The organism is Duganella zoogloeoides (assembly GCF_034479515.1).
Classification (GTDB): Bacteria; Pseudomonadota; Gammaproteobacteria; order Burkholderiales; family Burkholderiaceae_D; genus Rugamonas; species Rugamonas zoogloeoides.
Genome location: NZ_CP140152.1, coordinates 4,327,994 through 4,352,989, shown reverse-complemented (window position 1 = coordinate 4,352,989; position 24,996 = coordinate 4,327,994). Strand labels below are relative to the sequence as shown.

Annotated in this window: 18 protein-coding genes and 2 rRNA genes; 5 read left to right on the top strand and 15 right to left on the bottom strand. The window is 62.3% G+C overall.

Going from position 1 to position 24,996, the window contains the following annotated elements:
• Positions 1-19: 19 nt before the first annotated feature.
• Together SR858_RS19250 and rrf are read left to right on the top strand one after the other, a co-directional pair.
• Positions 20-2,893: ribosomal RNA gene (locus SR858_RS19250) — 23S ribosomal RNA — on the top strand.
• Between the two features lie 131 nt (positions 2,894-3,024).
• A 5S ribosomal RNA gene (gene rrf / locus SR858_RS19245) occupies positions 3,025-3,137 on the top strand.
• A gap of 152 nt (positions 3,138-3,289) precedes the next feature.
• Here the strand turns inward: rrf and SR858_RS19240 are convergent.
• Positions 3,290-4,543, bottom strand: coding sequence for a nitronate monooxygenase (locus SR858_RS19240; RefSeq protein WP_019924850.1), 1,254 nt, complete (start codon positions 4,541-4,543; stop codon positions 3,290-3,292).
• A gap of 155 nt (positions 4,544-4,698) precedes the next feature.
• Positions 4,699-5,184 carry a YajQ family cyclic di-GMP-binding protein gene (locus SR858_RS19235; protein WP_019924851.1) on the bottom strand — a complete coding sequence of 162 codons (486 nt, stop codon included), beginning with the start codon at positions 5,182-5,184 and terminating at the stop codon, positions 4,699-4,701.
• A 155-nt stretch (positions 5,185-5,339) separates the two neighbouring features.
• On the opposite strand from SR858_RS19235, the gene murB reads away from it, so the two are divergent.
• Positions 5,340-6,368: a UDP-N-acetylmuramate dehydrogenase gene (gene murB / locus SR858_RS19230; RefSeq protein ID WP_019924852.1), complete on the top strand. Its 1,029-nt coding sequence runs from the start codon at positions 5,340-5,342 to the stop codon at positions 6,366-6,368.
• 110 nt (positions 6,369-6,478) lie between these two features.
• Here murB and ppnP read toward each other — a convergent pair whose 3' ends face one another.
• The 13 genes from ppnP to SR858_RS19165 all read right to left on the bottom strand — a co-directional run bounded on the left by ppnP (position 6,479) and on the right by SR858_RS19165 (position 23,244).
• On the bottom strand, positions 6,479-6,793 hold the full coding sequence (gene ppnP / locus SR858_RS19225) for a pyrimidine/purine nucleoside phosphorylase (RefSeq protein WP_019924853.1): 315 nt from the start codon (positions 6,791-6,793) through the stop codon (positions 6,479-6,481).
• Between the two features lie 13 nt (positions 6,794-6,806).
• On the bottom strand, positions 6,807-7,865 hold the full coding sequence (locus tag SR858_RS19220; RefSeq protein WP_019924854.1) for a diguanylate cyclase: 1,059 nt from the start codon (positions 7,863-7,865) through the stop codon (positions 6,807-6,809).
• Positions 7,866-7,899: 34 nt separating this feature from the next.
• On the bottom strand, positions 7,900-8,952 hold the full coding sequence (gene cheB / locus SR858_RS19215; protein WP_019924855.1) for a chemotaxis-specific protein-glutamate methyltransferase CheB: 1,053 nt from the start codon (positions 8,950-8,952) through the stop codon (positions 7,900-7,902).
• Positions 8,949-11,261 carry a hybrid sensor histidine kinase/response regulator gene (locus SR858_RS19210; protein ID WP_019924856.1) on the bottom strand — a complete coding sequence of 771 codons (2,313 nt, stop codon included), beginning with the start codon at positions 11,259-11,261 and terminating at the stop codon, positions 8,949-8,951. Before SR858_RS19210 ends, cheB begins: the two co-directional genes overlap by 4 nt.
• Positions 11,258-11,965: a chemotaxis protein CheW gene (locus SR858_RS19205; protein WP_019924857.1), complete on the bottom strand. Its 708-nt coding sequence runs from the start codon at positions 11,963-11,965 to the stop codon at positions 11,258-11,260. Before SR858_RS19205 ends, SR858_RS19210 begins: the two co-directional genes overlap by 4 nt.
• Positions 11,966-11,983: 18 nt before the next feature.
• A complete protein-coding gene (locus tag SR858_RS19200) occupies positions 11,984-13,354 on the bottom strand; it encodes a CheR family methyltransferase (protein WP_019924858.1) in 1,371 nt (456 codons plus the stop codon).
• Positions 13,351-13,836, bottom strand: coding sequence for a chemotaxis protein CheW (locus SR858_RS19195; RefSeq protein ID WP_019924859.1), 486 nt, complete (start codon positions 13,834-13,836; stop codon positions 13,351-13,353). The genes SR858_RS19200 and SR858_RS19195 overlap by 4 nt, the downstream gene beginning before the upstream one ends.
• Positions 13,837-13,843: 7 nt before the next feature.
• Positions 13,844-15,661, bottom strand: a complete 1,818-nt coding sequence (locus SR858_RS19190; RefSeq protein ID WP_019924860.1) for a methyl-accepting chemotaxis protein — start codon at positions 15,659-15,661, stop codon at positions 13,844-13,846.
• Positions 15,662-15,767: 106 nt separating this feature from the next.
• Positions 15,768-17,000 (bottom strand): argininosuccinate synthase, encoded by a 1,233-nt coding sequence (locus SR858_RS19185; RefSeq protein ID WP_019924861.1) that lies wholly within the window; start codon positions 16,998-17,000, stop codon positions 15,768-15,770.
• A 30-nt stretch (positions 17,001-17,030) separates the two neighbouring features.
• On the bottom strand, positions 17,031-17,963 hold the full coding sequence (argF, locus tag SR858_RS19180) for an ornithine carbamoyltransferase (RefSeq protein WP_019924862.1): 933 nt from the start codon (positions 17,961-17,963) through the stop codon (positions 17,031-17,033).
• A gap of 123 nt (positions 17,964-18,086) precedes the next feature.
• Positions 18,087-20,942, bottom strand: a complete 2,856-nt coding sequence (locus SR858_RS19175) for an ATP-binding protein (protein WP_026637843.1) — start codon at positions 20,940-20,942, stop codon at positions 18,087-18,089.
• 116 nt (positions 20,943-21,058) lie between these two features.
• Positions 21,059-21,976 carry a ribosome small subunit-dependent GTPase A gene (gene rsgA / locus SR858_RS19170; RefSeq protein WP_019924864.1) on the bottom strand — a complete coding sequence of 306 codons (918 nt, stop codon included), beginning with the start codon at positions 21,974-21,976 and terminating at the stop codon, positions 21,059-21,061.
• Positions 21,973-23,244: a M48 family metallopeptidase gene (locus tag SR858_RS19165; RefSeq protein WP_019924865.1), complete on the bottom strand. Its 1,272-nt coding sequence runs from the start codon at positions 23,242-23,244 to the stop codon at positions 21,973-21,975. Before SR858_RS19165 ends, rsgA begins: the two co-directional genes overlap by 4 nt.
• A gap of 65 nt (positions 23,245-23,309) precedes the next feature.
• On the opposite strand from SR858_RS19165, the gene orn reads away from it, so the two are divergent.
• Entirely contained in the window at positions 23,310-23,906 is a 597-nt protein-coding gene (gene orn, locus SR858_RS19160) for an oligoribonuclease (protein WP_026637844.1), read from the top strand.
• Positions 23,906-24,937: a DUF1176 domain-containing protein gene (locus tag SR858_RS19155; RefSeq protein WP_019924867.1), complete on the top strand. Its 1,032-nt coding sequence runs from the start codon at positions 23,906-23,908 to the stop codon at positions 24,935-24,937. The genes orn and SR858_RS19155 overlap by 1 nt, the downstream gene beginning before the upstream one ends.
• The last annotated feature ends 59 nt before the right edge of the window (positions 24,938-24,996 follow it).

Sequence of the window (24,996 nt, the reverse complement as noted above, 5' to 3'; positions counted from 1 at the left end):
GCAGGGGCTAACGTTATAGGGACAAGTGAATAAGTGCACATGGTGGATGCCTTGGCGATTACAGGCGATGAAGGACGTAGTAGCTTGCGATAAGCTGCGGGGAGCTAGCAAACAAGCTTTGATCCGCAGATTTCCGAATGGGGAAACCCACCCTTTACAGGGTATTGCATACTGAATACATAGGTATGCAAGGCGAACGCGGCGAACTGAAACATCTAAGTAGCTGCAGGAAAATAAATCAACCGAGATTCCCAAAGTAGTGGCGAGCGAAATGGGAAGAGCCTGTACGTGATAGTCGATTGAATAGTGGAATGCTCTGGAAATGGCAGCCATAGCGGGTGATAGCCCCGTACACGAAATTCAAACGGTGGTACTAAGCGTACGACAAGTAGGGCGGGACACGAGAAATCCTGTCTGAATATGGGGGGACCATCCTCCAAGGCTAAATACTCGTAATCGACCGATAGTGAACCAGTACCGTGAGGGAAAGGCGAAAAGAACCCCGGGAGGGGAGTGAAATAGATCCTGAAACCGTGTGCATACAAACAGTAGGAGCGGACTTGTTCCGTGACTGCGTACCTTTTGTATAATGGGTCAGCGACTTACATTCAGTGGCAAGGTTAACCATATAGGGAAGCCGTAGAGAAATCGAGTCCGAACAGGGCGATAGTCGCTGGGTGTAGACCCGAAACCAAGTGATCTACTCATGGCCAGGATGAAGGTGCGGTAACACGCACTGGAGGTCCGAACCCACTAATGTTGAAAAATTAGGGGATGAGCTGTGGGTAGGGGTGAAAGGCTAAACAAACTTGGAAATAGCTGGTTCTCTCCGAAAACTATTTAGGTAGTGCCTCAAGTATCACCATCGGGGGTAGAGCACTGTTATGGCTAGGGGGTCATCGCGACTTACCAAACCATTGCAAACTCCGAATACCGATGAGTGCGAGCTTGGGAGACAGACGTCGGGTGCTAACGTCCGGCGTCAAGAGGGAAACAACCCAGACCGCCAGCTAAGGTCCCAAAGATTGGCTAAGTGGAAAACGAAGTGGGAAGGCTAAAACAGTCAGGATGTTGGCTTAGAAGCAGCCATCATTTAAAGAAAGCGTAATAGCTCACTGATCGAGTCGTCCTGCGCGGAAGATGTAACGGGGCTAAGCCAGTCACCGAAGCTGCGGATATCCGCAAGGATATGGTAGGAGAGCGTTCTGTAAGCCTGCGAAGGTGTCTTGTAAAGGATGCTGGAGGTATCAGAAGTGCGAATGCTGACATGAGTAGCGATAATGGGGGTGAAAAGCCCCCACGCCGTAAGCCCAAGGTTTCCTGTTCAACGTTCATCGGAGCAGGGTGAGTCGGCCCCTAAGGCGAGGCAGAGATGCGTAGCTGATGGGAAGCAGGTTAATATTCCTGCACCGTCGTATGATGCGATGGGGGGACGGATCGCGGAAGGTTGTCTGCCTGTTGGAATAGGCAGTTTCTGGTTCATAGAAGGCACTTAGGCAAATCCGGGTGCGTAATTCAAGGGACTGGGACGAAGAGCTTCGGCTCTGTAGCAATCGGAAGTGGTTCCAAGAAAAGCCTCTAAGCTTCAGTCATACGAGACCGTACCGCAAACCGACACAGGTGGGCGAGATGAGTATTCTAAGGCGCTTGAGAGAACTCGGGAGAAGGAACTCGGCAAATTGGTACCGTAACTTCGGGAAAAGGTACGCCCCGGTAGCTTGGTCACTTTACTGTGATAGGGCGAAAGGGTTGCAATAAACTGGTGGCTGCGACTGTTTAATAAAAACACAGCACTCTGCAAACACGAAAGTGGACGTATAGGGTGTGACGCCTGCCCGGTGCTGGAAGATTAAATGATGGGGTGCAAGCTCTTGATTGAAGTCCCAGTAAACGGCGGCCGTAACTATAACGGTCCTAAGGTAGCGAAATTCCTTGTCGGGTAAGTTCCGACCTGCACGAATGGCGTAACGATGGCCACACTGTCTCCTCCCGAGACTCAGCGAAGTTGAAGTGTTTGTGATGATGCAATCTACCCGCGGCTAGACGGAAAGACCCCATGAACCTTTACTGTAGCTTTGCATTGGACTTTGAATCAATCTGTGTAGGATAGGTGGGAGGCTTTGAAGCGGGAACGCCAGTTTTCGTGGAGCCAACCTTGAAATACCACCCTGGTTCATTTGAGGTTCTAACCTTGGCCCGTTATCCGGGTCGGGGACAGTGCATGGTAGGCAGTTTGACTGGGGCGGTCTCCTCCTAAAGTGTAACGGAGGAGTTCGAAGGTACGCTAGTTACGGTCGGACATCGTGACGATAGTGCAATGGCATAAGCGTGCTTAACTGCGAGACTGACAAGTCGAGCAGGTACGAAAGTAGGACATAGTGATCCGGTGGTTCTGTATGGAAGGGCCATCGCTCAACGGATAAAAGGTACTCTGGGGATAACAGGCTGATTCCTCCCAAGAGTTCATATCGACGGGGGAGTTTGGCACCTCGATGTCGGCTCATCACATCCTGGGGCTGTAGCCGGTCCCAAGGGTATGGCTGTTCGCCATTTAAAGTGGTACGTGAGCTGGGTTTAAAACGTCGTGAGACAGTTTGGTCCCTATCTGCCGTGGGCGTTGGAAATTTGAAGGGGGCTGCTCCTAGTACGAGAGGACCGGAGTGGACGAACCTCTGGTGTACCGGTTGTCACGCCAGTGGCATTGCCGGGTAGCTAAGTTCGGAAGAGATAACCGCTGAAAGCATCTAAGCGGGAAACTTGCCTTGAGATGAGATTTCCCAGAGCCTTGAGCTCTTTGAAGGGTCGTTCGAGACCAGGACGTTGATAGGCTGGGTGTGGAAGTGCAGTAATGCATTAAGCTAACCAGTACTAATTGCCCGTACGGCTTGTCCCTATAACCTTAGCAGGTTGTAGCGAATAAGAAGTGCGTTGGAACGTTCGTTGATATAACAACTTCATTACCCACCTACTTGCTTCTCCCAGATTCAGGACAGCGTCGTGTGACGATGTCCTTACAGTTCAATGCCTGATGACCATAGCAAATCGGTCCCACCCCTTCCCATCCCGAACAGGACCGTGAAACGATTTTGCGCCGATGATAGTGCTGCAACCAGTGTGAAAGTAGGTTATCGTCAGGCTAGTTATATAGAGAAAGCCCCAATCAGTGATCTGGTTGGGGCTTTTTTGCGTTTAGATACTGTGTTGATTTGTCTGGATAAATGGCCCCATCCATAAAATGCAGACGCAAAAAAAGCGCTTCCGAAGAAGCGCTCCTGTCCAGCTAATTAATTCAGACCTCTTTTTCCGGCAGCGCGATCTGGTTGTCCACGCTGAACTGGTAGTCCTTGAACACGTGCTCCGCGCTCAGCAGCTGGTATTCGCCATCGGCCTTCTTGTGCGTGGTGTCCTTCAGGCGGTACGTGTAGTGCCCGCAGGTCCAGCAGTTGAAGTTGCGCATGTGGGTGCACAGGCAGGTTTTGTCCATCACCGACACCACTTTCAGCTCGGGATGGGCCGCCACTTCGCGGTTGTACGAGTTGATGTAAGCGCAGTTGCCGGTGGCGTCGAGCAAATAGCCGTACGATTCGCAGCCTGGACGGATGCCGGCGCCAATGGCGGGCGTGTTCTTCAGCATGCGCATCGGGTAGCCGGTCGGCGAGACGCCGTTGACGATGATGTCGTCCTCGGTGGCGCGGATGTACTCCTGCTTGACCTTGGCTGGCAGACCGCATTCGTTGGTGATGGTGAAGCGCGTGGCTACCTGTACGCCTGCTGCGCCGGCTTCCAGGAAGCTGACGGCGTCGCTGCCGGTGAAGATGCCGCCAGCGGCGATCAGCGGAATGTCGAGGTTCTCGTTCTTCAGGTAAGCCAGCAGTTCCTTGGTGATGGTCATCAGGTCGTATTCGGCCCAGTCCATGCCAAAGCCCAGGTGGCCGCCGGCCAGCGGGCCTTCGACGATGATGAAGTCGGGCAGACGGTCGAGCTTGGCATTTTTGCGCAGGAAGATCTGCAGCGCGCGTACCGACGATACGATGATGCCCAGCTTGGCCTCACGGAAGCGCGGGTGGTCGGCCATCAGCGCGAACGAACCGAAGTGCAGACCGGCCGACAGCGTGATGCCGTCGATGCCGGCGTCCAGCGCCGCGTTCAGGCGGGTGCGCAGGGTTTCACGCGGACCGTTCATGGTCAGCTTTTCCATGCAGTTCACAAAGATCAGGCCGGGGCCTTTCTTGGCTTCCATGGTCTTGCCGATATGCAGGCGCTGCGCTTCGGCCAGGCGCTCGAGGTCGAACTGCACGACCGACTTGTCCGAGTTATTGATGTTGAACTTGTAGAGCTTGGTTTTATCCTTGACGAAGCTGGTATCGAAACGACGGTCCGATACGTCTTCCACCATGGCGTCAGAAATGTGGCCGATGCCACCGAGGCGCGCGGTTTCCAGCGCCAGTTCCGACGTCGAGATATCGACACCCATTCCGCCGACCATGATGGGCACGTATTCGTTATTGCCAAATCGCAGGCGGAAATCATCAACACGTTTCATTGCTATCCTTAGACTACCGAGGTTGTTGCCGGCGCTTGAAGCTGCCGGCGGTATGCAGAGAGTTCGATTGCGCGGTAGCACGTGGCGCGGAGGCTTCATTCTACTCCAGCCGTGCTACAGCCTTGTGACGGCGCGGCGTCAACCGCGCGGCGGGATCAGTCGCGGAAGTTGTTGAATTCCAGCGGCATGTCCGGCACGTCCTTGCGCAGCATGGCCATGGCCGCTTGCAGGTCGTCGCGCTTGGCGCCGGTGACGCGCACCGATTCGCCCTGGATACTCGCTTGCACCTTCATCTTGCTGTCCTTGATCACACGCACGATCTTTTTGGCATCATCGGTTTCGATACCGTTCTTGACCTTGATGACCTGCTTGACCTTGTCGCCGCCAATCTTCTTGATATCGCCGTCTTCCAAGAAACGGACGTCAACCTTGCGCTTGGCCAACTTGTTGGTCAGCACGTCGCGCACTTGGCTCAGTTGGAACTCGGAATCGGCAAAGGCGGTCAGTTCGTTGTCCTTTTGCTCGACCCGCGCGTCGCTGCCCTTGAAATCGAACCGGGTGGTGATTTCCTTGTTGGACTGGTCGACCGCGTTTTTCACTTCGATCATATCGGCTTCAGAAACTACATCAAACGACGGCATGGCTATTTCCTTTTCGTGTGGCATGCAGGCGTGTGAAACACCCCTGCATCAAAGTCTGACATTTTAACGGACAACAGCACGCAAGCCGCCATATGCCAAGTGGTTTTTTGTACGTTTCCCTCTATAATCGACTAAATTTATCGGTTTTTTAGTCCATGCAGCCACTCTCATCCATCCAATATCAATTCCCCCTGCAGTCCCTCAATACTTTCGGCATCGCGGCCAGCGCCCATGCCTATTTGCGGATCACGAATACCGAGCAGCTGATCGGCGTTTATACAGGCGCCAATTGGCGCGCTTTGCCGCGGCTGGTCTTGGGCGGCGGCAGCAACGTGCTGCTGACCGGCGATTTTCCCGGGCTGGTATTGCACCTCGCGCTCGCAGGAAAAGAGGTGGTCGGCGGCGATGAAACCCACCATTTTGTCCGTGCGGCGGCTGGCGAGAACTGGCACGCCTTCGTGCAATGGACCCTTGCCCAGGGCCTCGGCGGACTGGAAAACCTGTCGCTGATTCCCGGTACCGTGGGCGCGTCGCCTATCCAGAATATTGGCGCCTATGGGCTCGAAATCAAGGACGTCTTTCACAGCGTGACCGTGTTCGATCCGTGCGACGGCAGCACGCGTACCATGGATGCAGCGGCATGCCGTTTCGGTTACCGTGACAGCATATTCAAGCGCGATGACGGACGCGAACTGGTGATCCTGGACGTGACATTCGCCTTGCCGCGTTGCTGGCAGCCGAACCTGCGCTACGCGGAACTGGCGCAGGCGGTGGCCGAGCAAGGCTGGACCGCGCCCACCGCGCAGCAGGTGGCCGATACGGTGATCGCGATCCGCCGCCGCAAACTGCCCGATCCTGCGGTGATCGGCAACGCCGGCAGCTTCTTCAAGAACCCGGTGGTATCGTCAGAACAGTGCGCCGCGCTGCTCGAGCGCTTTCCGGCACTGGTGCACCATGCGCAGCCTGATGGCAGCGAGAAGCTGGCCGCCGGCTGGCTGATCGATCAATGCGGCTGGAAAGGGCGTAACCTGGGCGCAGCGGGCGTGTACCCGAAACAGGCACTGGTTCTGGTCAATAACGGCGGGGCGACGGGGGCGGAGGTGGTGGCGCTGGCGGCGGCGATTCAAGCCGATGTGCTGGCAAAGTATGGCGTGGCGCTGGAGGCGGAGCCGGTGTTTGTTTGATGGCGCCGCATCGGTCCTATGGATCCCCGCTTTCGCGAGGATGATGTGCCAAGGCCGCTGACGGAAATCCGGTCATCCCCGCGCACGCGGGGATCCATACCGGGTGTGCTTTAGCCGAAGCTGCAAACGTAATCGAGCGTTTCCACCGTCTCGATATCGAACGACGAATCGCCGACGATGCTGAACTGGTCGCCCGCTGCGTAAGTTTTCCACTCCTCTTCACCAGCCAGGCGCACCTTGCACACGCCGCTGACGACTTCCATGATTTCCGGCGCGCCGGTGTTGAACTTCAGGGTGGACGGGAAGATCACACCCACGCTTTTCTTGCTGCCATCGGCGAAGATGATGTTGTGCGAGACGCACTTGCCGTCGAAGTAAACATTGGACTTCTTGACGACGCTGACTTGATCGAATTGAGCACTCATGCTGCTTGTTTCCTTAATGTGATGCGGGGAGGGGACCGGGCAACTGGCCCGCGCTTTCGACGCGGTTGCGGCCACCGGTTTTGGCGGCGTACAGCGCCTGGTCGGCGTGCTGGATCAGGTCATCGATGCTCGACTGCGGCGAGGGCACTACGCTGGCCACACCGATCGACATGGTCACGCAGGACAGGTCGGTGGTCGCTTGCGGGTTTTCGATGGCTAACTGCTCCAGGTGTCGGCGGCATGACTCGGCCACGATCAGTGCCCCCGTCAATGGTGTCTCCGGCAGGATAATGACGAATTCCTCGCCGCCATAGCGCGCGGCCAGATCGGCCGGGCGCTTCAGATGTTCGGTTAACACGGCAGCCACCTTCTTGAGGGCGAGGTCGCCCGCCAGGTGGCCGAAGCTGTCGTTATACAGTTTGAAGAAATCGACGTCGCACATCAGCAGCGTGAGCGGCTTCTTGTCGCGCTGTCCGCGCTGCCATTCGATGCGCATGGTGTCGTCGAAGCGGCGGCGGTTGGCGATGCCGGTGAGGGCGTCGAGCGCGGCCAGCTTTTGCAGTTCGATGTTGGCGTCGGCCAGGCTTTTCTGGCTCTCGCGCAGGAAGCGGAACGCCTGGTCGCGTTGCAGGCGGCTGATGTGCGCGCCCGAGTGGTAGCGCACGCGTGCCAGCAGTTCGAGCTTGTCGGGCAGTTTGACCATGTAGTCGTTGGCGCCGGTGCCAAAGCTGTGCGCCTTGAGCTTGGGGTCTTCCTTGGCCGACAGCACGATCACCGGCACATGGCGCAGCGATTCGTCGCCGCGATAACTCTGGATCAGGCCGAAGCCGTCGATCGATGGCATCACCAGGTCTTGCAGGATCACGGTCGGTTGCAGCTGGACGGCCGTTTGCAGCGCCAGCGTGGCGTCGGTCACGTAGTGGAATTCGATATCGGACTGGTCGCTCAACATGCGGCGCACGGCTTCGACGATGATCAACTGGTCGTCCACTAGCAGCACCCTGACCTTGAAGGCGGTAAGCGCCTGTTCGGCGTCAACGGTAGCTGCAGCGATTGCGGGTGCTTCGGACATCGATACTCTCTTTCTTCGGTTGCGCGCATTATTTCTATGATGCGCGGCTGCCCAACGTGCTGCGCAGGACCGGTCCGATCCGCGTCAGCGGTAAAATCATCTGCGCCGCATCCAGCTCGGCGGCGGCGCGCGGCATGCCGTAGACGGCGCTGCTGGCCTGGTCCTGGGCGATGGTCATGTGGCCCGCGCGGCGCAGCGCCAGCAGGCCCTCGGCGCCATCACGGCCCATGCCGGTCAACAGCACACCCACCGCCACGCCTTTCCAGTGCTGCGCCACGCAGCGGAAGAACACATCGACCGACGGCCGGTAAGCGTAGTCCCTAGGATTTGCATCGTAACGCAAGCGCAGATTTTGATCCAGCGTCAGGTGGTCGTTGCTCTTGGCGATCAGCACCACGCCGGCCGCGAGCTCGTCGCCCTCGTCGGCGGTACGCACCGGCATGTCGAGCTGCTCGCCGAGCCAGCGCGCAAAGTTGTTGGCGAAGTGCTCGTCGATGTGCTGCACCACCACTACCGCGCAACCGCGTGGTGGCACCCAGCCGGCCAGCATCTTGGAGACCGCCACCGGGCCGCCGGTGGAGGCGCCAATCGCCAGCAGCGACGTTACCGGCACCGGCGTATCGGCATTGTCGGCGACAGGCGCCGGGGCGCTGCCGGCCAGCGATGTGCGCGGCGCCATGGCCTGGCTGCCGCCGCTGTGGCGTATCAGCTTGTCCATGGTGCGGATTTTGGCCAGCAGCTCGGAGTCGCCGCCCGGCTGGCCTTGCAGCACCGGCGTGGCGGTGACGTCGAGCGCGCCGGCGCCCAGCGCGCGGAACACCTGGTTGACGTTGTCCTGCGGCCGGCCGGTCACGACCAGGATCGCGCACGGGCTCTGTTCCATGATCTTGCGGGTAGCCTCCACGCCATCGAGTTCCGGCATGTTGAGGTCCATGAGGATCAGGTCCGGCCGGTTTTCCGCGCACATGCGCACCGCCTCCGCGCCTGTGCGGGCGATCCACAGCACCTGGTGCTCGGCGGTGCTGGCAACCACGCGCCGCAGCGCTTCGGCTGCCATGGCGACATCGTTGGCGATGGCGATCTTCATCTGTGGGCGTCTCCAATCAGGTCGCTGACCGCATCGAGCAGCGTCTCGTCGTGGAAGCTGCCCTTGGTCAAATAATAGTCTGCGCCGGCCGACAGTCCGCGTGCGCGGTCCTCCGGCCGATCTTTATAAGAGACTATCATGACTGGCAGTTTGTGAAGGTGGATATCCTTCTTGATCAGTGCGACCAGCTCGATACCGTCCATGCGCGGCATGTCCACGTCGGTGATCACCAGGTCGTACTCTCCGCTGCGCACCACGTTCCAGCCGTCGATTCCGTCGATCGCGATATCGACCAGGAAGCCCCGGCTTTGCAGCAGCTTGCGTTCCATCTCGCGCACCGTGAGCGAATCGTCCACCACCAGCACGCGCTTGGTCTTGCGGCGCTCGGTGTGGTCGGCGCGGGTGAGCTGGTGCAGGCCGCCATCGTGCAGCAGTTTGTCGATCGACAGCAGCAGGTCGGGCACGTCGAGGATCAGCACCGGGTCGCCATTGTCGAGCAGGGCGGCGGCCGAGATGTCGCGCATCTTGCCGAAGATCGGATCGATGGCCTGCACCGCCAGGCTTTGCTCGCCGTTGATGGCGTCCACCACCAGCGCGTAGCGCCGCGCGCCGCTGCCGATTACCACCACAGACAGCTCCGCCGACGAGGCGTCAGTCTCACCCAGTTCCAGCACCTGCGCCGCCGACACCAGTCCCAGGTGCTCGCCGCCGAAGTCGAAGAACTGTTTATTCTCCAGCGTATGGATGGCCGTTTGCGGCACCTTGATCACGCGCTCGACCTGCACGATCGGCACCGCGTAAGCCTCGCCTTTTACATCAACCACCAGCGCGCGCACGATCGACTGTGTCAGCGGCAAGGTGATGAAGGTGCGAAAGCCCACGCCCAGTTCGGATTCGATACGCACCGTGCCGTTCTGCGAGCGGATGGTTTCGTGGACGATATCGAGCCCCACGCCACGCCCCGAGATCTCGGTGGTGTTTTCCTTCAGGCTGAACGCCGGCAGGAACAGGAACTCCAGCAGTTCGGCGCCCGACATGGCGGCCGCCATCGGCGCGCTGGCCATCTTGCGGTCGATCACGCGGGTGCGGATTTTTTCCAGGTCCACGCCCTTGCCGTCGTCGCTGATCTCGATGCTGAGCATGCCGGCGCGGTGCTTCGCCTCCAGCACGATGGTGCCGGCGCCCGGCTTGCCGGCGGCGATGCGTTCCACTGCGCTGTCCATGCCGTGATCGATGGCGTTGCGCAGCATGTGGTTGAGCGGGCTTTCGATGCGGGCCAGGATGTCGCGGTCCACCAGCGTGTCTTCGCCGATGATCTGCAATTGCACGTCCTTGCCCAGGCTGCGCGCGAGGTCGCGCACCATGCGTGGAAACGGCTGCACGCCGTCGCGGAACGGCCGCATGCGCATGGTCAGCACTTCGTCCACCATGCCTTGCGAGACGGCCAGTAGGCGCCGCTCATACGCCTCGGTATCGGCAATGTGTTCGAGCACGAACTGCTTTAAGGGCTGGGTCTTTTGCAGCGCCAGCAGCGACAGTTCTTTCAGCTTCGGATCGGTGCTGTTGGAAATCGCTTCGTGCAGCTGCTCGATCACTGCCGCCAGGCTGGCCTGGTTGCGCTTGAAGCGTTGCAGGTTCTGGATGAACGGATGCATCTGGTGGGCGTTGATGCGCGACTCGCTGGCCAGCGACAGCAGCTTGTCGAAGTTCTGCGCCTTGGCGCCGGCCGCCGACGCGCGCCGATCGATCGGCACCTCCTCGGCCGGCACCGGCGCCGGTGTCGGCGCGATCGGCAGTTCGCCGACCGGAAACGCCGGCGCTGGCGCAGGCGCGGGCGCCTGCTGCATCCACCCCATCTCCGCCTGCAAATTGACCGGTTCCGGCAAAAAGGCGATGGTGGCGATCGAATCGAGGGTCTGCTTGATCAGCGTTTCGTTGGCGGCCAGCCAGGCATCGACGCCGCTGTCCTGCAGGCGTGACAGTTGCAGGATCAGGTCCACGCCGGCCAGCAGCACGTCCACCCGGTTGGGCGTCAGGGCCAGCTTGCCGTGTTGCGCGGCGATGAAGGCGTCTTCCATGCTGTGCGCCACCTGCACCACCACTTCCAGGCCGACGATGGACGCCGCACCCTTGATCGAGTGCGCCGCGCGCATCATCGACTCGACCGCGCTGGCATCGTTCTTCAGCCGTTCCATGGCCAGCAGGCCGTCGGTAAGGATTTGCGTCTGGCTGTCCGCCTCCATGCGGAACAGGTCCAGCATCGAAAATTGGCTCAGGTCTCCGCCCATGCCGCCGTTATCCTGGCTCATCGCAGGGTCCTCGCAAGTTGGTAGCCGATCAGTGCCGCGTCCAGCACGCCCACATGCATGTCGGCGATCGAGATCACGCCCGACAGGAAGCGGGAGAGACCCTTGTTGATGGTGGCGGCCGGCGCGTGCACGGCGGCCGTGGCATAGCGTTCGATGCCGTGCAGGTCGGCCACCGGCAGCGCATATGCCTGGTCTTCCCAGCGGATCAGCAGCAGCCGCGCAAACGTATGGCGCTGCATGGTCCCCCTGGCTGCTTCGCCTTCGCTGTCATCGATGCCCAGGAGGGCGGCAAGCGACATGCACGGATACAGCGTGCCGCCGACATTGACGATGCCGGTCAAGCCGCGATCGGTACGATGCGGCAGCCGGTGCGGCTTGGCCTCGGGCGCCACGGCCACGAACAATCTGGTCGGCAGCGACAGCCATTCGCGGCCGATGCGAAACACCAGGCACGAGGCGTCGAGCGCCTGGGTGTCGATGGCGGGCTGGCGGAAGCGCGCGGCCCATTCCTGCTTGTAGCCGGCGCCGACCGCGCGCTGCAGATTGCGCTGAGCGGCGCTGGCGTATACCGGGCAGTTGCGGCAGTGGATGTACTCGGCCAGCTTCTCGCAGGTCTGGTCGCCGCCCACGCCGATGCGATTCCAGCAGTCGTCGATTTCGATCGCATCGGCAGTGGCTGCGGCGGTGACTAAGGTGGTCGTCATGTCGGGGCGCCCTTGTTCTTAAGATGCCTGCTGGCGTTTATAGATGCGCGCGGCGCGCGCCTTGAGCGCGGCGGCCGTGGTGGCGTCGCCGTTGGTGTCGGCCAGCAACGCCAGGTGGCACAGCGCTTCGTAATGGTCGGGCTGCAGGTAGATACAGCGCTTCCAGTAGTCCTGCGCCTGCACATGCTTGTTGGTCAGTTCGTTGATCAGGCCGAGGATGAAATACGCTTCCGCCGACTCGGGCTGCTGCGCCAGGTGGTCGCGGCAATCTCGCTCGGCTTCCTTCAGTTGGCCCAGGTCGGCCAGGCGGCGGGCGTCGGCCAGCAGGTCGCGGCCAGGGGCCGGCACCGGCCCGGCCGGCTTGGCCGCCGCAGGCTTGTTGCCAGTCGCACCCGCAGTGGCCGCAGCAGTGCCACCGGTAGCCGGACGCCCAGGTGCGGGTGGCATCGATCCCGAGGGCGTGGCCGGGGCCGGCGTCAGCCTGGCCGCGAGCGGCGCCGGCGCTGCCATTGACGGTGTCACACCCGGACGCGCACTGCGCGCTGTTCGCGCGGAGGCAGGCGCAGTGGTCGCAGCCACCGCCAGCGCACCGGCCTTCTTGCGCGCCACCGCCTCCGCATCCTTGATCAACCCAAACGCCTGCGCATACGGCAGCGGCGCGAAGCCGTTGGCGCACAGCGACGGTACCTCGGCGTAGCCGACGAACAGCAGACCGTCGCGCTTGAGCATGGTGTCGAGGTTGCGGATGGCGGCGCTGGTGGTGGGCTTGTCGAAGTAGATCAGCAGGTTGCGGCAAAAGATCACGTCATACAATCCGGCGCGCTTGGCCATGGTCATTTCCAGCACATTCCCCTGGTGGAAGCGCACCTGCTTGCGCACCGCGTCGTTGATGCGCCATGCATCGTTGCCAGCCTCGGTGAAGTGACGGTCGCGGAACGCCAGGCCCTGGCTGCGAAAGGCGTTGCGGCCATACACGCCGGTCTTGGCGCGCGCTACGCACACCGGGCTGATATCGAAGGCGTCGATCATGAAGCGGTCGGCGGGAATGCCGGCGTCGAGCAGCACCATCGCCATCGTGTACGGTTCCTCGCCGCCGGCGCACGGCAGCGACAGCACGTGGAACAGTCGATTGCGCTCGACCTGGATCTGCTCTTTGAGGTAGTCGGCGGTGGCGTGGAAGGCCTGCTGGTCGCGGTAGAACCACGATTCCGGCACCACCACCAGTTCCACCAGCGCGGTCAGCTCCTCCGGGGTCATGCGGTCGAGGTAATCGTCGGCATCGACCGCACCGACGCAGACCACGCGCGCGCGAATGGCGCGATCGACGATCTGCTTCGACAGGTTCAACCCCGTCGCCGCGCGCAGCATGATCTGGGCCGGCGTGGTCATGGCAGGTTGCCGCTATCGTCAGCGCTGCCGGCATTACCAGCATTTGGGAACAGCGCGATCCGCAGCGCTGGTGTGAGCAGATGTTCGAGCTCCACCATCTGCAGCATGCCGCGCGCGTCGCCGGCCACCTGGCCCAGGAACGGCGCGGCTTTCACGCCGCTCTCGGTCAACTGGTCGTCGCGTACTTCCTGCACGCCTTGCACCCGTTCGGCGCGCAGGCCCAGCAAGTGCACCGTGCCTTCGGGTGCGCGATAATCGACGACGATGATGCGGGTATCGAAATGGTCGGCGCCGGGCGGCAGGCCGCTGGCCAGGCACAGGTCCACCACCGGCACCGAGGCGCCGTGGTAGTCCATCAGCCCCACCACCGGATCGGGCGCCAGCGGCAGGTGTTTCAGGTCGAGCAGCGGCACCACGCGCACCACGTCGCGCAGGCGCAGGCCATAGCGGTCGGCGCCGATGTGGAAGACGAGCAGTTTCATCGCGCGCTTACACCGCGACCGCGAAATTGGCTACGCTGGTCTGCAGGTCGCCGGCCGCGTATTGCAGCTGGTGTACTGCTTCGCTGGTGGCCTTGAGCGACTCCACCGTCTGCTGGGTGGCGTCGTTCAGCTGCATCATGGTGGCGCTGATCTGCTCCGCGCCCACTGCCTGCGACTGCATCCCTTGCAGCACGGCGTCGAACTGCGGCGTCAGTTTCTGTACCTGGTCCATCACGCCCGACAGCTGGTCGGTGACCTGGCGCACTTCGCCCACGCTGCGGCGGATCTCTTCCGAGAACTTATCCATGCCCATCACGCTGGCCGATACCGCCGACTGCATCTCCTTGAGCATCTGCTCGATGTCCCAGGTGGAGACCGAGGTCTGGTCGGCCAGGCGGCGAATTTCGGTGGCCACGACCGAGAAGCCGCGTCCCGCTTCGCCGGCCTTTTCCGCTTCGATGGCGGCGTTGAGCGACAGGATGTTGGTCTGGTCGGCCACCTTGGTGATCGTGATCAGCACGCTGTTGATGTTCGACGCTTTTTCCGACAGTGCGGCCAGCTTGGCGTTGATCGAATCGGTGGCGCTTACCATGTGCTGCATGGTGCTGTCCATGCGGCGCAGGTTGCCCTGGGCGTCGGCGGTGGCAGTGGTGGTGTAGTCCGCCACCGCAGTCGCTTCTTCCATGGTCTTGAGCAGCTGCGAGGCATTGGCCGAGATTTCCTTGGTGGTGGAAAGAATCTCCACGCTGGTCTGGGCCTGCTCGATGCCGGTCGCTTCCTGCTGCTTGGCCGAGGCGGCGATTTCAGTGGCCGACGTGGTGACCTGGATGCCGGCCTTTTGCACGTTGTTGAGCAGCGAGCGCAGGTTTTCGAACATGCGGTCAAGGCCTTGCGCCAGCTGGCCGATGGCATCGCTGCCGGTCACTTCGATATTGCCGGTCAGGTCGCCCGACGCAGCTTTCGATACCACACCCAGCAGCGAATCGACCTTGGCGCGCAATTCGTCGCTCACCGCTTTTTCCTTGGCCTGGCTGTCCTGGATCGATTGCGCCATGCGGTTGAATTCCGTGGTGACCTTGCCCAGTTCATCGTTGGACAGCACCTCGGCGCGCGCGCCCTGGTCGCCGCGGGCGATACGGCCCACGGCGGCGGTAAGGTTCGTCAACGGCGTGGTGAGCGAGCCGACCAGCAGCCAGGCCACCAGGGCGCCCAGCAGCACGCACGCCATGCCGCCCACCGTGATCACCAGCCGCATGCTCTCCTGCAGGCTGGTGGAAGCGGCCGAGCGTTCGAGCAGCAGGCGGTGTTCTTCGGCGGCTGCATCGTCCATGAATTTGTAGATTTCACCGATGGCCGAATTGGCGGTGCTGGCCAGTTGCGGCGTCTTGCCCATGGCATCGGCCGCGCCGGGCGCGTTGCCCAGCTGCTCGCGCATCACCAGCTGCGATTCAATGACTTCCTTGCTCCAGACGGTGATCATGCTTTCCAGCTTGCTGAAACGCGTGACCTGGGCCGGATTGTCGCGCGTGAGCTTTTGCAGCGTCTGGATCGATTCCGGAATGTCGCGCTGCTCCTTGCGGGTGCGGTCCAGGCGGGCGGCGGTGCCGGTGAGGTAATAGCCGCGCGCTTCCACCTGCACTTGCAGCAGGTCGTTGCGCAAGCCGTCGATGGCCTGGATCACGTCCATCGTGTGGCGGTCCCACTGGTTGGCTTCCGACAGGCTATTAAAACGGTTGTAGGCGATGATCAGGAGCGCGAGGATGATGGCGAGGATGGCGCCGAAGCCCAGGTATAGTTTGCGTTTGATGCTCAAGTCTTTAAACATGGTTTCTCCAGGCGCCGATAGATGGTTAAGCATTGTCCCATGGTAATGGCGCCAGGACAAAAAAAAAGCCGCTCGGCGAGCGGCTTTTCAGAGGGCGATCCGTTGTTTATTGGCCGCGCTTGAGGCGTGCGTTGGCGGCGATGCGCATGCGCAGCGCGTTCAGTTTGATGAAACCGCCGGCGTCGGCCTGGTTGTAGGCGCCGCCGTCTTCGTCGAAGGTCGCGATGTTCATATCGAACAGCGAGTCAGTCTTCGAATCGCGCGACACCACGATCACATTACCCTTGTACAGTTTTACGCGTACCCAGCCGTTGACGGTTGCCTGCGTGTGATCGATCAGGGTTTGCAGCGCCACGCGCTCCGGCGCCCACCAGTAGCCGTTGTAGATCAGCGAGGCGTAGCGTGGCATCAGGTCGTCCTTCAGGTGGGCCACTTCGCGGTCCAGCGTGATCGACTCGATGGCGCGGTGGCCCTTGAGCATGATGGTGCCGCCCGGGGTTTCGTAGCAGCCGCGCGACTTCATGCCGACGTAGCGGTTTTCCACCAGGTCGAGACGGCCGATGCCGTGCTTGCCGCCCAGGCGATTGAGTTCGGTCAGCACGGCGGCTGGCGACATGCGCACGCCGTTCAGTGCGACGATGTCGCCTTTTTCGTATTCCAGGTCCAGGTACTCGGCCTGGTCGGGCGCTGCCTCAGGGCTCACGCTCCAGCGCCACATCGATTCCTCGGCTTCGGCGCTCGGGTTTTCCAGGTGGCGGCCTTCGAACGAGATGTGCAGCAGGTTGGCGTCCATCGAGTACGGCGCGCCGCCGTTCTTGTGTTTCATGTCGATGGCGATGCCCGCGTCTTCCGCGTACTTCAGCAGTTTTTCACGCGACAGCAGGTCCCACTCGCGCCATGGCGCGATCACTTTGACGCCAGGTTTGAGCGCATAGGCGCCCAGTTCGAAGCGCACCTGGTCGTTGCCCTTGCCGGTGGCGCCGTGCGAGATGGCGTCGGCGCCGGTCTCGTTGGCGATTTCGATCAGGCGCTTGGCGATCAGCGGACGGGCAATCGAGGTGCCCAGCAGGTATTCGCCTTCGTACACGGTGTTTGCACGGAACATCGGGAACACGAAGTCGCGCACGAATTCTTCGCGCACGTCGTCGATGTAGATGTTCTCCGGCTTGATGCCGAACTTGATCGCCTTGGCGCGCGCCGGCTCCAGTTCTTCGCCCTGGCCCAGGTCGGCCGTGAAGGTGACGATTTCGCACTGGTAGTTATCCTGCAGCCATTTGAGGATGACGGAGGTATCGAGGCCGCCCGAGTAGGCGAGGACTACTTTTTTAATGTCGCTCATGCTGATTCCAAGTGTGTGAAGTGTTATTGATTATTCGGCAGGGTTATCCAGGCGGCCGAGCAGCAGGTACTCGATCAGCGCCTTCTGGATGTGCAGGCGGTTCTCGGCTTCGTCCCAGACCACCGATTGCGGTCCGTCGATGACTTCGGCCGCCACTTCCTCGCCGCGGTGGGCGGGCAGGCAGTGCATGAACAGCGCGTCGGGCGCGGCGCGGGCCATCTTGGCGCCATCGACGATCCAGCCGTCGAACGCTTTCAGGCGCGCGGCGTTTTCTTCTTCGTAGCCCATGCTGGTCCATACGTCGGTGTTGACCAGGTGCGCGCCTTCGCAGGCGTCGGACGGGTTGGCGAAGAAAGTGTAGCGATCGGTCGAGACCAGCGACATGTCCATGTCGTAGCCCTTGGGCGTGGACACGTTGACATGGAAGCCGAATACCTCGGCCGCCTGCAGCCACGAGTACAGCATGTTGTTGGCGTCGCCGATCCACGCCACCGTCTTGCCGGTGATCGGGCCGCGATGCTCGTAGTAGGTGAAGATGTCGGCGAAGACCTGGCACGGGTGGTGCTCGTTGGTCAGGCCGTTAATCACCGGCACGCGCGAATTGGCCGCAAAGCGCTCGATGATGTCCTGGCCGAACGTGCGCACCATGATGATGTCGCACATGCGGCTCATGACCTGGCCCGCGTCTTCCACCGGCTCGCCGCGACCGAGCTGGCTGTCGCGCGTGTTCAGGTAGATGGCGGCGCCGCCCAGCTGGTGCATGCCGGCCTCGAACGACAGGCGGGTGCGGGTGGAGTTCTTCTCGAAGACCATTACCAGGGTTCGGTCGATCAGCGGATGGTAAATCTCGTAGTTCTTGAACTTGCGCTTGATGAGGTGCGCGCGTTCAATCACGTACTCGTATTCTTCCAGCGTGAAGTCGGAAAACTGCAGGTAATGCTTGATCTGTTTTTGGATAGGCATAGTGGCAACTGACAGGTGAGCTGGCCTGGGACTCGATACCCGGCCGGCTGAACCGGTCAATTATAAAGGCAATTCGGCCGGTAGGGCCAATAACAGGAGATTGTGCTGGTCAGCCAGCCCCTTTTAATGATAGATCTGCGCGGCGGCCGGTCCACGGGCTGCGGGGGCGATCAGTGGCAGGTCCAGCGTGAACACGGTACCGGCCGGCGAACTGCGCACCGTGATCTGCCCGCCCAGCAGCGAGGTGACGATGTTGTAACTGATCGACAGTCCGAGCCCGCTGCCGCCTTGCCCCAGCTTGGTGGTGAAGAATGGGTCGAAGATGCGCGACATATTGGCCGGGGCGATGCCGACGCCGTTGTCGCCGAATACCAGCTGCACCCGGCCCGGCTGATCGGGCGCGGTGGCGGCGCGCAGCCACAGGCGTCCCACCACGTCCTTGTCGAACGCGTGCAGCAGGGCGTTGTTGATGAAATTGGCGATCACCTGGCCCAGCGGGCCGGGGTAGCTATCCATGGCGATGTGCGGCGGCACCTCCGCTTCGATACGGTGGCCGGAGGCGCGGATGCGGTTCATCATGGTGGCAATCACTTCGCCGGCCACCTGCTGCAGGTCGAACTGGCGGCGTTGCTCGGTGGTGCGGTCCACCGCCACCTGCTTGAAGCTGTTGACCAGGTCCGCCGCGCTGTTCAGGCCGCGCATCACCAGTTCGTGCGCGTTCGCGGCGTCGTCCAGGTAGGCGGCCAGCTCGGAGCGGCGCAGGCCGGGGCCCGCGACCTGGCGCGCCAGGTCCGTGGTTTTCTGGTGCAGCGTGCTGGCGATCAGCAGGCTGTTGCCGATCGGCGTATTGAGCTCGTGCGCCACGCCGGCCATCAGGGACCCCAGTGCCGCCAGCTTTTCCTGCGACACCAGCTGGGTTTGCGCATCCTTCAACTGCGCGTAGGCCTGGGCGTTGTCGAGCGCAATGGCGCCGTAGGCACACAGGGTGCGGAAGATCAGCCGCTCGCGCGCACGATAGGCCCGTGCGTTCGAGGCCTGCACCGTCATCACGCCCAGCGCGCGCTCGCCGACCAGCAGCGGCACGTACAGCGCGCATGCCATCAGCAGGGTGTTCGGGGCGAGGAAGATGTCGTCCGGGCCGGCGTCTTCCACGTAGATCTCGCGCCGTTCGCGCAGGCAGCGCGCGGCGTTGGCGCGCGGATTGTCCACGGCGATGGTGTTGTCGGCCAGCGGTTTGCCGTTTTCCATGCCGAATGCGCGGCTCAGGGTGTCGCAACCGGGATCGCACAGGTAGATGGCAAAGCTGTTGGCCGCCAGCAGCGCCTGCACATGGCGGTTGATCGCCTGGAACACAGCATTGGCGTCGAGGTGGGTGGTGATTTCCTGGCCGATGGCGGACAGGCGTTCGAGCGTGGCCGTGGTTTGCTGCAGCACGCGGGCGCGGCGCGCTTCGGATGCCGCCAGCTCGCGGTGATGCTGGCCCTCGGCGCGGGCGCGCTCGGTCTGCTGGTGCACCTGCATGGCGATGGCGCGGTTGGTGGCTTCGCGGCTGTGGGTAGTACGGCGCGCGGCGGCCGCCGCCTGGGCCGATTCGTAGGCGCGCTGGTACTGGCCCACCTGGGCATATTCGTGGGCCAGGGTTTCCAGCAGGTCGCCCGGCAGCGTGTAGCCTTCGATGCCCGAGGCCAGCGCCAGCGCCTGGTGCAGATAATGCAGGGTGGCGTTTTGCTCGGTCATGCCGTCCGGTGGCGGCAGTGCGTGCCGCGTGTGGATCACCGAGAGCACGCGCAGCGTACGCACGTGGTGGGTCAGGCTGGACTGGGCTTGGGCCAGGGCGATGGCGTCTTGCGCCACCGTCAGCGCTTCCTGTGGCCGATCGAGGAAGCACAGCGCGTGCGCCTGACCACGCCGCGCGGCGCACATCAGGTCCGCGTGGCGCAGGCGTGCGGCGTTGGCCTGCAACTGGCGGAACGATTCGAGCGCGCCGGCGTAGTTGCCGGTATCGAGTTGCAGGTCGCCGCGGAATTGCAGCGCCGTGGCGTAGCTGCGGCCGTCGGCCAGCGGCGCCAGCACATCGAACGCTTCGTCGAGCAGGGCGGCACTCGCCTCCAGCTGGCCCAGGCGGCGCATGGTGTCGGCCGTATGGGTGAGGCACACGCCGATGCTGCGCGGCCAGCTGGTGGGGCGCGCCATGTCGAGCGCGCGCTGCATCCATTCCAGCGCGGCGCGGTGGTCGTTGAGGTTCGTAAAATCGATGCCGATGTTGATGGCGGCGGTAATCGCCGAGCGTAGCTGGCCGCTCACGCGCGCCGCCTCGTACACGCGGGCGAAGTGGCCGGCCGCCGCGCCGAAGTTGCTGCCCTGGGTGGCGTCGGTGCCGAAGAAGTCCAGCACCCATACCGCCACCGCCGGGTGCAGGTCGTAGTGGGCATGGTTGCTGGAGCCAAGGCGGGCGGACCAGCGCTGTTCGGCGGCCTCGCGGTTTTCCATCACGGCCCAGCGGGCAATCGCCGCCTCGGCGCAGGTGGCGCGCATGGTGTCATCGACGCCGGGCTGGCGCGCGATGGCGATCATGTGATCGAGGTGTTCGGCGCCGCGCTGGTGGTCGCCGCGGTCGATGGCGATCCACGCGCGCAGCCAGTGGGTGTCGGCCACGCCGCGCCAGTCTGCGCAGGCCAGCATCTGGGCGCCGATCTCGATCGCCATGCGTTCGGCGGCATCGAGCTCGCCGGCGAGCCACGCGGCTTCTGCCGCGACCAGTTCCAGCCGCGCGGCAGTGGCGGCCAGGTCACCGGGCGCGAGGCCGGCGGCGAACAGCAGCACCAGCCCTTCGCGCGCCAGCGCCACGGCGCGCACGCAGTCGCGCTGGCGCAGGTGCCAGGCCAGCGGCACCAGTACCGGCAGCCGCTCGGCGCCGGTCAGGCGCAGCAAGACGGTCTCCCATTGGGCTACTTCGTCGTCGAGTACAAACAAGTCCATCGCCATCCTTTAGGACACCGGTCGCGCAGCGAGGGTGGGGCTGCCTGCGTTGGTATTGCCATCGAGAATTATAGACCGCAAACACGGCCCGTGCGCAAGTCGCTATTGTTGTTGAATCAGTACAGGGTTTGCGACGATTCGTGCAGCAACTGGCCGTACAAGGTATGGCGCATGCGCGCGATCTTGCCTTCCGCGACTGCTGCCAGCACCGCGCACTGCGGTTCGATCAGGTGGCGGCAGTTGTAGAACTTGCAGTGGCCCAGGTAGGGCGCGAATTCGACGAAGGCGCGTTCCAGCATGCCTTCTGTCAAATGGTAGAGGCCGAATTCCTGGAAACCGGGCGAATCGATGATGGCCGTGCCTGCCCCCAGTTCGGGCAACTGGTACAGCCGGGTGAAGGTGGTGGTGTGCTTGCCGGTATCGAGCGCGGCCGAGATTTCGCGCACGGCGATATCGGCGTCGGGCACCAGCAGGTTGATCAGCGACGACTTGCCCATGCCGGACTGGCCGATCAGGATCGACGACTGGCCCGCCATCAGCGGTTGCAGGATCGCCACCGCCTCTTCGGGGCGGGCCGTGGCCGAGACCTCGTGCACCGGGTAACCGAGCGAGCCGTAAGCAGCCACCCGCTCGCGCGTGCGCGGCAGCGCCGCTTCCACGTCGGTCTTGTTGAGGATCAGGTGGGCCTTGATGCCGGCCGCTTCGGCCGCCACCAGCGAGCGCGAGACCAGGTCGTCGGCAAAGCCCGGCTCGGTCGCCACCACGATGAACAACTGCGTCAGGTTGGCGGCCAGCAGTTTCGACTTGTACTGGTCGGAGCGGTAGAGCAGGGTGCTGCGTTCCTCGATCTTGTCGATCACGCCCTGGTCGTTGGACGTGGTGGTGATCTGCACGATGTCGCCGACGGCAACGTTGGTCTTCTTGCCGCGCGTGACGCATTGCAGCTTGCGGCCATCGGCTTCGGCCAGGTAGTGGCGGCCGTGGGCGGCAATGATGGTTGCCGTCAGTTTTTGTTGGAGTTTTGGGTTGTTCATGAAGCCGCAGCCAAATTGAGTTGTCGAATCCGCACGCTCGCGGGCGGGTGGGTATCGTAGAAGGCCGAGTGCAGCGGATCGGGCGTCAGGGTGGAAGCGTTGTCTTCGTACATCTTGACCAGGGCCGACACCAGGTCGCGCGCGGCGGTGTGTTGGGCGGCAAAGGCATCCGCTTCGAATTCGTGCTTGCGCGAGCTGATCGAGGTCAGCGGTCCGAACAGGAACGTAAACACCGGCAGCACCAGCATGAACAGCAGCAGCACCATGGCATCGTTGGTCTGGCCGGGCAGGGCCAGCGGATCGACGCCGAGGCCGGTGTAGAACCACACCTGGTTTTTCAGGTAACCGAGCAGCGCCAGGAAGCCGAGCGAGATCGCAAACATCATCGCGATGCGCTTGACGATGTGCTTGAGCTTGAAGTGGCCGAGTTCGTGCGCCAGCACCGCCTCGATCTCGTGCGGTTGCAGGCGCGCCAGCAGGGTGTCGAAGAACACGATGCGTTTATGGGCGCCAAAGCCGGAGAAATAGGCGTTGCCGTGGGCGCTGCGCCTGGAGCCGTCCATCACGAACAGGCCCTTGGACGCGAAGCCCACGCGCGTCATCAGGCCCTCGATGCGGTCCTTGAGCGACTGGTCGGCCAGCGGCGTGAACTTGTTGAACAGCGGCGCGATCACGGTGGGGAACAGCACCATCATCAACAGCTGGAAGCCGCTCCACACCAGCCAGGCGTAGAACCACCACAGCGCGCCCGATTTATCCATCAGCGTGAGCACCACCCACACCAGGGGCAGGCCGATGGCCGTGCCCAGTGCCGCGCCCTTGAGCAGGTCGGCAAAGAACAGGCCGCGCGTCATCTTGTTGAAGCCGAAGCGCTGCTCGAGCCTGAACTGTTTATAGTAATCGAACGGCACGTCGATCACGCCCGAGATCAGCGCGAACGCGGCCAGCAGCGCCAGCTGGTACACCATGCCGGGACCGGTGATCTGAAAAATCTGTTCCGACAGCCATTGCAGGCCGCCAAACAGGGTAAACCCGATCAGCACCACGGTATTGACCAGCAGCGCCAGCAGGCCGAACTTGGTGCGCGCGACCGTGTAGTCGGCCGCCTTCTGGTGGGCGGCCAGCGGGATGCGCTCGGCAAATTCGGCCGGCACGGCGTTGCGGTGCGCCAGCACATGGCGGATCTGGCGCGAGGCCAGCCAGAAGCGCACGATCAGCGTCAAAACGATGAAAGACACAAACAAAATCGAAAACGCGAGGGTATACATTCTATGCCTGTGAGAAAATGGCGGATTCGGATTACTATCAGCTGCATTGAAGCCAAGAGAGAATTATGTCACAAGCTAATGATTTGCCAGAAGGTTCCGCCCCGGCGGTGATCACCCCGCGCCAGAACGAGATGAACCTGGTCTGGGTCGATATGGAAATGACCGGCCTGGAGCCGGACACCGACCGCATCATCGAAGTGGCCGTGATCGTCACCGACATGCACCTGAACGTGCTGGCCGAAGGCCCGGTACTGGTGATCCACCAGAGCGACGAAGTGCTGAACGGCATGGACGCCTGGAACAAGGGCACCCACGGCCGCTCGGGCCTGATCGACAAGGTCAAGGCGTCCACCGTGACCGAAGCGCAAGCCGAAGAACAGATCATCGCCTTCATGAAGCAATGGGTACCGAAAGGCAAAGCGCCGATGTGCGGCAACACCATTGGCCAGGACCGCCGCTTCATGGTGCGCTACATGCCCAAGCTTGAAGCGTATTTCCATTATCGCAACATCGACGTCTCGACCCTGAAAGAGCTGGGCAAGCGCTGGGCGCCGGCCATGGTTTCCGGCTTCAAAAAGCACCAGATGCACACGGCGCTCGCCGACATCGTCGAGTCGATCGAAGAACTCAAGTACTACCGCGAGCACTTCATCAAGCTGTGATGATCAACCCACGCTATGCACCGGCCCTGGCGCTGGCGCTCGTTTGCGGCGCCGCCCATGCCAGTGCCAGCGCGGGCCACTTCACGTTCAAGGACTGGGAAGTGGCGTGCGATAACACGCGCCGCTGCGAGGCGGCCGGTTACCAGAAGGAAGATGCTGCCGAACCGGTGGTGCTGGCGCTGGCGCGCGATGCCGGCGCCACGGCGTCCGTGTCGCTCAAGCTCTCTCCGTATACCGACGATGACGCCAAGCTCGGGCCCTTGACCGTGCAGGTCGGCCAGACCACGGTGCGCGGCCTGCGCGCCGACGTGGAGCTCACACCCGAGCATGTGGCCAGGCTGCTGCCGCTGCTGCTCAATGCCGAATCGGCCAAGATCAGTGCTGGCAAGCGCAGCTGGACCCTGTCGCTGGCCGGCCTCAAGGCCGCGCTGCTCAAGCTCGACGACGTGCAGGGCAGGGTGGGCACACCCACCGCGCTGGCCATGCCGGGCACCAAGCCAGCCAGCGCCGTGCTGCCGCCGTTGCCGGCTCCGCAAGTGAAGCAACTGCCAGCCGTCGCCACCCGCAAGGAAGACGGCAAATTGCTGCCGTCGATCGTCAAGACCCTCAAGCATGGCGGCTGCGAAAGTCCGGTCGACATTGCGGACGGCGAGCGTCAGAACGAACTTCATCGCCTGTCTGCCACGCAGGTGCTGCTGGTGCTCGAATGCGGACGCGGCGCCTACCAGTCCAGTTTCGAGCTGTGGACCGCCAACGACAAGGCGCCGTATGCACCGAAGCCGGTCAAGCTGCCGGACGCCAATGGCCGCCGTGACGCGTACCTGATGAATCCCGGCTTCGACAACAACCAGCTGACGAGCTTTGGCAAGGGGCGCGGCATCGGCGACTGCAACGTCTCGGCCACGTGGGCCTGGACGGTCACCGGCTTCCAGCTGATCGAGGCCTCGTCCGGGCAATTGTGCCGTGGCATCCCCGGCGGCTATCCGCTGCGCGACTACACTGCCACCGTCATTCATCCGGCCGGCAAGTAATTCCGTGTATCGGCGCACTGTGCCTGGCACGGGCGCGCGGTAGAGTAGCGGATATTGCA